1 protein-coding gene is annotated in these 10,028 nt (G+C 70.5%); it reads right to left on the minus strand.

Annotation, left to right across the window (positions count from 1 at the left end):
* Positions 1-10,028: SDR family NAD(P)-dependent oxidoreductase (locus ACZ60Q_RS35850; protein ID WP_469641790.1), on the minus strand; the 10,028-nt coding region annotated here is incomplete at both ends.

The raw sequence follows: 10,028 nt of genomic DNA on the forward strand, positions 1-10,028 counted from the left end.
CCGTAGGTGGCGAGGAGGGCTTGTGCCTCGATGGGGTCGCCCAGTGTGGTGCCGGTGCCGTGCGCCTCCACGATGTCCACATCGGACGGTTCGAGGCGGGCGTTGGCCAGTGCCTGAAGGATGACCCGTTCCTGTGACGGGCCGTTGGGTGCGGTCAGGCCGTTGGACGCGCCGTCCTGATTGACCGCGGAGCCACGGATGACGGCATGGACGGTGTGCCCGTTGCGCACCGCGTCCGACAGCCGCTCCAGCACCAGCACTCCGGCGCCCTCGCTCCAGCTCGTGCCGTCCGCGTCGGCGCTGAACGGTTTGCTGCGCCCGTCTTGGGCCAGGCCGCGCTGGCGGCTGAACTCCACGAACACGTCCGGGTTCGCCATGACCGTTGCGCCACCGGCCAGTGCCAGCGAGACCTCACCGGTACGCAGCGCCTGCGCCGCAAGGTGTGTCGCTGTGATGGACGAGGAGCACGCCGTGTCGATCGTGACGGCCGGACCCTCCAGGCCCAGCGTGTAGGAGATGCGACCGGACGCGACCGACGCCGCTGAACTCGTACTGACGAACCCCTCCATCGCCGCGGCGTACTGACCGACGCGCGGCGCGTAGTCGTAGTGCATCAGCCCTGTGTAGACACCGGTCCGCGAGCCGCGCAGCGAGGCCGGCGCGATGCCCGTGCCCTCCAGCGCGTGCCAGGCGGTCTCCAGCAGCAGACGGTGCTGCGGGTCCATCGCGGTCGCCTCGCGGGGCGAGATACCGAAGAACTCGGGGTCGAACTCGTCGGCCGCGTGCAGGAACCCGCCGTGCCGCACGTACGAGGTGCCGGTGTGCTCGGCATCCGGGTTGTACAGGTCGGGCCATCCGCGGTTGGTCGGGAACTCGCTGATCGCGTCGACCCCGTCAGCGACCAGGTGCCACAGGTCCTCGGGTGACGTCACGCCGCCGGGGAACCGGCAGGCCATGCCCACCACGGCGATCGGATCGTCGGTCACCGCCGTCGTCGCCACTGCCGTCGCCTGGACGACACGCGAGCCGGTCAGGGTGCCGCGTACGAATTCCGCCAGTGCGTCGGGCGTCGGATGGTCGAAGATCACCGTGCCCGACAGTTTCGTGCCCGTCGCCTTGCTCAGCTTGTTGCGCAGCTCGATCGACATCAGCGAGTCGAAGCCGAGCGCGCCGAACTGCGACTCCGCGTCGATCGCGCCCGGGTCCGTGTGGCCGAGCACCGCCGCGACGTTCTCGCGGACGACGTCCAGTACCAAGGCGCGCTGCTCGTCCTCGGACAGCCCGGCGACCTTGCCGGCGAGATCGGTGGGCGGGACGGCCCGGTGCGTCGTGCGGACCAGTCCGCGCAGCAGCGCGGGCACCTCGCCGCGGAACGCCGCCAGATTCAGCGGCGACGCGACCAGCGTGGGCACGGAGAGGCCCAGTGCCGTGTCGAGCATCGCGAGGCCGTGCTCGGCGGTGATCGGCAGGAAGCCCCCACGGGCGAGCCGGTCGCGGTCGGCGTCGGACAACTGCGACGCCATGCCGTCGTCCCACATGCCCCAGGCCAGCGACACCGCGGGCAGCCCCTCACGGTGCCGCAGCCGAGCCAGCGCGTCCAGGTAGGAGTTCGCGGCGGCGTAGTTGGCCTGGCCTGCCGTGCCGAACGTGCCGGCGACCGACGAGTACAGCACGAACGCCCTGAGGCCCCGGTCGCGCGTCAGGTCGTGCAGGTGCCACGCGGCGGTCTTGGGACGCAGCACCGCGTCCAGCCGCTGCGGGGTCAGCGCCTCGATCGGGCCGTCGTCCAGGACGCCGGCCGTGTGCACGACCGCGGTCAGGCCGGGGAGATCGTTGAGCAGGGTCTCCAGCGCTTCGCGGTCCGTGACGTCGCAGGCCACGCTGCGTACGTGCGCCATCCCCGCGTCGCGGCCGCTGCGGCTCGCCAGCACGACGTCACGTACGCCGTGCCGCTCCACCAGGTGTCGCGCCAGCAGCGTCCCGAGGGCGCCACCGGTGATCAGAACCGTGCCGTCCCACGAGGGGATGGGGCCGCGGCGTGTGCTGCGGACGAGCCTCGGCGCCAGCACCGCGCCGTCGCGTACGGTCACATGCGGCTCGTCACCGACAGCCGTGGACAGGTCGACGCTGTCGTCGGTGTCCACCAGCACGATTCGGCCGGGGTGTTCGGTCTGGGCCGACCGCACCAGGCCCTCGACCGCGGCGGCCGAGAGATCGTCCTCACGCCGGACCACCGCGACGGTCCCATCGCCGGCCAGCTTCTCCTGCAACGCCAGCAGAACCCGCGCCGTCACCTCATGGACGGTGCCGTCCGGGACGTCGAGGACGGTGTGGGGAACGGGCACCGGGCTGACCGGTACCCACGTCCTCTCGTACAGGCCGTCGGTGCGGGTGGCGAGCTGGTCCGCGGTCACCGGACGCGTCGCGAGCGACGAGACGGTCAGCACGGGCGTGCCCTCGGTGTCGACGGCGTGCACCGCGTTCGTACCGAGGTCGATGCGGACTCGCAGCGCGGTGGCACCGGGGGAGTGCAGCCGAACGCCCTGCCAGGCGAACGGCAGGGCGAGCTCGTCGGCCCTCGCGGCCAGCGGGTGCAGAGCGGCATCGAGCAGCGCGGGGTGCACGCCGAAATCGTGCTTCTCCACCGAGACTTCGGCGAACAAGGCCGCCTCCGTGCGCCAGGCAGCCGTGACGTTGCGGAAGGCGGGGCCGTACGGGAGCCCGGCCGCCCCCAGCGCCGCGTACATCTCGTCCACGTCGATCGGCTCGGCGGCGGGCGGCCAGGCCGGTTCGGCCCGGAGCACGGTGTCGTTCGACAGGGTACCGGTGGCGTGGAGGGTCCAGTCGCTGTCGGTGCGCGAGTGGATCGTCACGGTGTCGCCGTCGACCTTGACCTGCACCTGGACGGCCTCGGTGAGCACCATCGGCGCCTCGATGACCAACTCGTCCAGCGTGTCGAACCCGGCTTCCCCGGCCGCGTGGAGGGCGAGGTCGACCAGGGCTGTGCCGGGCACGATCGCGGTGCCGAGCACGGTGTGGTCGTCCAGCCACGTACCAGGAGTGAACCTGCCGGTGAACAGCACGGTGTCGCTGTCCGCCGGCCGTAGGACACTGCTCAGCAGCGGATGCCCGGTGGGTGACTGTCCCAGGTCGGTCGCGTCGGTGCTCATCGCGCCTGCGGTGAGCCAGTACCGCTGCCGCTGGAACGCGTACGTCGGCAGCTCGGTGCGGTGCGCGTCGCCGTACAGCGCCTGGGCATCGGGGACCTGGCCGTGGGTGTAAGCGGTGCCCAGCGCGCTCAGCACGCTGGTGACCTCGTCCTGGCTCGACCGTAGAGCCGCGGCGTACACGCCTTCGGCGGATTGTTGGGCCTGTGCGGTGAGGATGCCGTCGGGGCCGAGTTCGATGTACGTGGTGACGCCTTGTTCTTTCAGTTCGAGGACGGCGTCGTGGAAGCGGACTGTCGAGCGGATCTGGGTGACCCAGTATTCGGGGTCGGTCAGGTCGCTGCCGACGGCCACGGTCGAGATGATCGGGATCTGTGGTGCGGAGTAGGTGAGGGTGCGGGCCACGGTGCGGAAGTCGTCGAGCATCGCGTCCATGTGGTGGGAGTGGAACGCGTGGCTGACGGTGAGTTTCTTGGTTCTGCGGTCCGGGAACCGCGCGGCCAGGTCCTCGGTGTTGTCGCCGGAGACCACGATCGAGGTGGGTCCGTTGATGGCGGCGATGCTGAGGGTGTCGGTGAGGTGGGGGGTGATTTCTTGTTCGGTGGCTTGGATGGCGGTCATGGTGCCGGTGTGGGGGAGGGCGTCCATGAGGGTGGCGCGGGCGGTGACGAGTTGTGCGGCGTCGTGGAGGGTGAGGATGCCGGCGGTGTGGGCGGCGGTGATCTCGCCGATGGAGTGGCCGACGAGGTGGTCGGGTGTGATGCCCCAGGATTCGTAGAGGCGGTAGAGGGCGGTTTCGAGGGCGAAGAGTGCGGGTTGTGTGAGGCGGGTGCGGTCGAGGTCGCCGGTGAAGTACTCGTCCTGGATGCCGAGTGCCGCGAGTGCGGCGTCCAGCGCCTCACGGAACACGGGGAAGACTTCGTACAGCTCGTGGCCCATGCCTGCGCGCTGCGAGCCCTGGCCGGTGAAGAGGAACGCCAGACCGCCCTTGCCGACAGCGCCGCCGACCAGCTCTTCCGTACCGAGCAGCACCGCTCGGTAGTCGAACTGCGCACGCCCGGCAAGGGTATGAGCGACATCCGCGGCGGCCAGCTCGGGGTGCTCGGCCAGATGCTGCTTGAGCCTGGCGACCTGCGTCGTCAGTGCCTCGGGTGTCCGCGCCGACACCAGGAACGGCACCGGCTCCGCCACGGACCCGGCCGCGGGGGACTCGGGGGAGCCGGGGGAATCGAAGGAATCGGAGAGGCCAGGAGAGTCCGGTGCGGGCACCGGAGGCTCCTCGATGATCAGATGCGCGTTCGTGCCCGAGATGCCGAAGGACGAGATGCCCGCCCTGCGCGGCCGGTCCCCGGCCGGCCACGGTTGGGCCTCCGCCAGCAGCGCTACCGAGCCCGTCGACCAGTCGACCTCAGGTGTCGGCTCGTCGACGTTCAGGGTGCGCGGCAGCAGGCCGTGCCTCATCGCCATCACCATCTTGATGACGCCGGCGACTCCGGCCGCGCCCTGCGTGTGCCCCAGGTTCGACTTGAGCGACCCCATCAGCAACGGAGACGTCCGGTTCTGCCCGTAGGTCGCGAGGACGGCCTGCGCCTCGATCGGATCGCCGAGTACGGTGCCCGTGCCGTGTGCCTCAAGGGCGTCCACGTCTGCCGGAACCAGCCCGCCGGAGGCGAGCGCTTCCCGGATCACTCGCTCCTGGGAGGGGCCGTTGGGGGCGGTGAGCCCGTTGGAGGCCCCGTCGGAGTTCACCGCGGAGCCGCGGATGACCGCGTGGACGGTGTGGCCGTTGCGCACCGCGTCCGACAGCCGCTCCAGGAGCAACAGGCCCGAGCCCTCGGCGAAACTGGTGCCGTCGGCGCCTGCCGCGAACGACTTGACACGGCCGTCTCGCGCGAGACCGCCCTGACGGCTGAACTCGGTGAAGATGTCCGGCTGCGCGATCACCGTGACACCGCCGGCCAACGCCAGGTCGCACTCACCGGATCGCAGCGCCCGCATCGCGATGTGCGTGGCCATCAGGGAGGAGGAGCACGAGGTGTCGACTGTCAGCGCGGGCCCCTCGAACCCGTACGCGTAGGCGATGCGGCCGGAGGCGACGGCGTTGGAGATGCCCGTCATCACGTGGCCCTCCACCTCGTCGAACGCCTGGGACCCGCGGGGCGCGTAGTCCTGACCGAGCAGTCCGACATACGTGGCGGTCTTGCTGCCGCGCAACGACTTCGGGTTGATGCCCGCGTTCTCGAACAGCTCCCACGACGTCTCCATCAGCACGCGCTGCTGCGGATCCATCGCCAGCGCCTCCTTCGGTGAAATGCCGAAGAACGCCGCGTCGAAACGGTCGGCGTCGTGCAGGAACCCGCCGACCCTGATGTACGAGGTGCGTGACCGGGTGCGCTCCGGGTCGTAGAGACCATCGAGGTCCCACCCCCGGTTCTCCGGGAACCCGGTGATCGCGTCCCGCTCACCCGCGACGAGCCGCCACAGGTCCTGCGGCGTGCGCACATCGCCGGGGAGACGGCATGCCATGGAGACGATCGCGATCGGCTCGTCGTCGGTCACGGCCACGCGTACGACCGGAGCCGCGGCACTGGCCCCACCGGTGAGCTTCGACCGCAGGAACGCGGCCATGGCGGCGGCCGTCGGGTGGTCGAAGATGATGGTCGCGGGCAGCCGGACTCCGGTCGCCCCACTCAGGCGGTTGCGCAGCTCGACGGCGGTGAGCGAGTCGAAACCGATGTCCTTGAAGGGAGTTTCGGGGTCGACCGCGTCGCCGCCGCTGTGGCCGAGCGTGTAGGCGACGTGCTCGCGCACGATGCCGAGCAGCAACTCCAGCCGGCCGGCCTCGTCGCGGGCGGCCAGCGCACTCGCCAGGGCGTTGGTGTCCGCGGTCCGCGCGCTCGCGGTTCGACGCGCCGGCGTACGGACGAGAGCCCGCAGCACCGGCGCCACCTCACCGCGCAGCGACGACAGGGTGATCGGCGCGGCGAGCACCGCGGCCTGGCCGAGGGTGAGAGCGGCGTCGAACATCTCCATGCCCTGCGCGGCATTGATCGAGGGGAAGCCCTCGCGTGCCATCCGGGCGAGATCGGTCGTGGTGAGGTGCGCGCTCATCGCGCTCGCGTCCTCCCACAGGCCCCACGCCATCGACACCGCGGGCAGCCCCCGCTCCCGCCGGTGATGCGCGAGTGCGTCGAGGTAGGCGTTGGCGGCGGCGTAGTTGCCCTGGCCGGGACCACCCAGCGTACCGGCCATGGAGGAGTACAGGACGAACGCGGCGAGGTCGCGGTCCTGGGTCAGCTCGTGCAGGTGCCACGCCGCGTCCGCCTTGTTGCGCAGCACCACGTGCAGTTGCTCGGGTGTCAGGTTGGTGACCATCGCATCGTCCAGCACACCCGCCGTGTGCACGACGCCCGTGAGGTTCTCCACCCCCGCCAGCAGCGTGGCGAGCGCCTCCCGGTCGCTCGCGTCGCACGCCGCGATCGTCACGTCGGCACCGAGCGCGGTGAGCTCCGCCGCCAGCTCGGGGGCGTGCCCGCGCCGACTGGTGAGCAGCAGTCGGCGAACGCCGTGCCGCTGGACCAGGTGCCTGGCGAGGATCGCGCCGAGCGTGCCGGTACCGCCCGTGATGAGCACGGTGCCCTCGGGGTCGAGCGGCCGGTCGACGGTGAGGGCGATCTTGCCGGTGTGCTTGGCCTGCCCCATGTACCGGAAGACGGTGGGCGCCTGTGGCACCGGCCATGCCCGCACCGGCAGCGCGGTGAGCACCTGCCGCTCGAAGAGGTCGAACAGCTCGGCGAGCAGTGCCTGGAGGGTGTCCGGGGCACTGGCGTTGAGGTCGTAGGCGGTGTACGCGACGCCGGTATGCCTCTGCGCGACCTCGTCGGCGTCCCGGATGTCGGTCTTGCCGATCTCCAGGAAGCGGCCCCCGTGCGGCATCAGCCGCAGCGAGGCGTCCACGAAGTCGCCCGCGAGCGAGTCCAGCACCACGTCGACACCGTGGCCGCCGGTCTCACGGAGGATGTGCTCCTCGAAGTCCAGCGTGCGGGAGTCGGCGATGTGACGGTCATCGACACCGAGCGACCGCAGCACGTCCCACTTCGGCAGGCTGGCAGTCGCGTACACCTCCGCGCCGTAGTGGCGGGCCAGCTGGATCGCCGCCATGCCGACGCCGCCGGTACCGGCATGGATGAGGACCTTCTCGCCCGAGGACAGACCGGCGATGTTCCTCAGCCCCAGCAACGCGGTCATCCAGACGATCGGAGCGGTCGCCGCCTGGGCGAACGTCCAGCCGCCCGGCATCGCGTGCAGCGCCCGGTGGTCCCCGACGGCCTGCCGTGAGAACGTCCCCTCCGCGAGACCGAACACACGGTCGCCCACAGCCATCGTGGTGACGTCCGAAGCGACCTCGATCACGATGCCCGCGACCTCACCGCCGAGCGGTGGCAGCGGGTCGTGCGGGTACATGCCCAGCGCGATCAGTACGTCGCGGAAGTTGACGCCGGACGCACGGACCTCCAGCCGCACCTCACCAGGGAGCAGAGGCCGGGACACCCGCTCGTCCGCGGTGATGGCCAGCGTCTCCAGCGTGCCGGCCCCCGTGGACACCAGCTGCCAGGTGCCGCCCGGCACGGGCAGCAGCGCATCCGCGTCGGGCCGGATCAGACGGGCGGCCCTGACCTCGCCGCCGCGCACGAGCAACTGGTGCTCATCGGCGGCGATCGCACGGTTGACCACCATGGCATCGAAGTCACCGTCGAGCAGCATGATCCGCCCGGGATTCTCCGTCTGGGCCGACCTCACCAGACCCCACACCGCTGCCGCGGCAAGATCAGGCGTGCCGGTGTCCACCGCGTCACGCGTGTGGACCACGAGAACGTCATCGGTGTCGCTCGCCAGCCATTCCTGCAACGAGGTCAGCACGGACTCGGTGACCTCGTGCAGGTCGCCGCCGCGGGGCACGGCCAGCACGTGGTGGGGCGCGGCGGGCGCGTCGCCGGGCAGGGTGAGGGGCTGCCAGCTCGGTACGAGCAGAGGTTCGGTGGGCGTGCGCACCTGGAGCTGATCGGCGCTGACCGGTCGTGTCGTGAGCTGCGCGACCGAGATGACCGGCTGACCGGCGTGGTCCACGGCGTGCAGGGCGAGTCCGCCCTCACCGGCCGGAGTGATCCGCGCGCGGAGCGCCGTGGCGCCCGAGGCGTGCAGCCGTACGCCGTTCCAGGAGAACGGCAGGCTGATGCTGCCGTCGACGGCGTGCTGGTGCGCGTACGCGTGCAGCGCCGAGTCGAGGAGCGCCGGGTGGATGCCGAAGTCCGCGTCACGCACCTCCTCCGGCAGCACGATCTCGACGAACAGCGCGTCGCCGGACTGCCAGGCGGCGGTCAGACCCTGGAACGCGGGCCCGTAGCCGAGCCCGATGCGCTCCAGCGCGGGGTACACGTCCTCGATGGGCACCGGCTGCCCCTGGGGCGGCCACACGAGGGTCTCGGCGGACGCCGCGGTGGTGCTGAGCGTCGCCGTGGCGTGCAGCTCCCATGCGCGGCCGGCCGAACGCGAGTGGATGGAGACCGTGTTGCCCTTGAGCGCCACCTGGAGCTGTACGGCCTCGTCGGTGAGGAGCAGAGGCGCCGCGATCAGCATTTCGTCGACCGTGTCGAACCCGGCCTGGTCCCCGGCGTGGATCGCCAGCTCGATGAACGCGGTGCCGGGCACGATCACGTTGCCCATCACCGTGTGGTTGGCGAGCCACGGGTGCGAGTTTCGCGAAACCTGCCCGGTGAACAGTGTCGTGTCGCTGTCCACCGCGTGGATCAGGCTGGACAGCAGCGGGTGTACGACAGAGGTCTGGCCGAGCGCTGAGGAGTTCTGGGCGCTCCGGGGGGCCTCCAGCCAGTAGCTCTGTCGTTGGAAGGCGTAGCCGGGGAGGCTGCTGAGGTGTGCGGCGTGGGGGACGGTGATCGGGTGTCCGTGGGTGTAGGCGGTGCCGAGTGCGGTGAGGGTGGTGGTGGTCTCGTCGTGTCCGCGGCGTAGTGCGGGGGTGAAGGTTCCTTCGGCGGATTGTTGGGCCTGTGCGGTGAGGATGCCGTCGGGGCCGAGTTCGATGTACGTGGTGACGCCTTGTTTTTCCAGCTCCTGAACGGCTTGGTGGAAGTGGACTGTTGAACGGACTTGGGCTACCCAGTATTCGGGGTCGGTCATGGGGATATCGGTGGTGACGGTGGAGGTGATCGGGATCGTGGGCTGGTGGTAGGTGAGTTGTGTCGTGGTGGTGCGGAAGTCGTCGAGCATCGCGTCCATGTGGTGGGAGTGGAAGGCGTGGCTGACGGTGAGTTGTTTGGTGCGGCGTCCTTGTTCGCGGAACTTCTCGGTGATCCGGTCGGTGGCGTCGGTGTCGCCGGAGACCACGATCGAGGTGGGTCCGTTGACGGCGGCGATGCTGACGCCGTCGGTGAGGAGGGCGTCGACTTCTTGTTCGGTGGCTTGGATGGCGGTCATGGTGCCGGTGTGGGGGAGGGCGTCCATGAGGGTGGCGCGGGCGGTGACGAGTTGTGCGGCGTCGTGGAGGGTGAGGATGCCGGCGGTGTGGGCGGCGGTGATCTCGCCGATGGAGTGGCCGACGAGGTGGTCGGGTGTGATGCCCCAGGATTCGTAGAGGCGGTAGAGGGCGGTTTCGAGGGCGAAGAGTGCGGGTTGTGTGAGGCGGGTGCGGTCGAGGTCGCCGGTGAAGTACTCGTCCTGGATGCCGAGTGCCGCGAGTGCGGCGTCCAGCGCCTCACGGAAGACGGGGAAGGTTTTGTACAGCTCGTGGCCCATGCCTGCGCGCTGCGAGCCTTGCCCGGTGAAGAGGAAGGCCAGACCGCCGGT

The organism is Streptomyces sp. NPDC104313 (assembly GCF_055583985.1).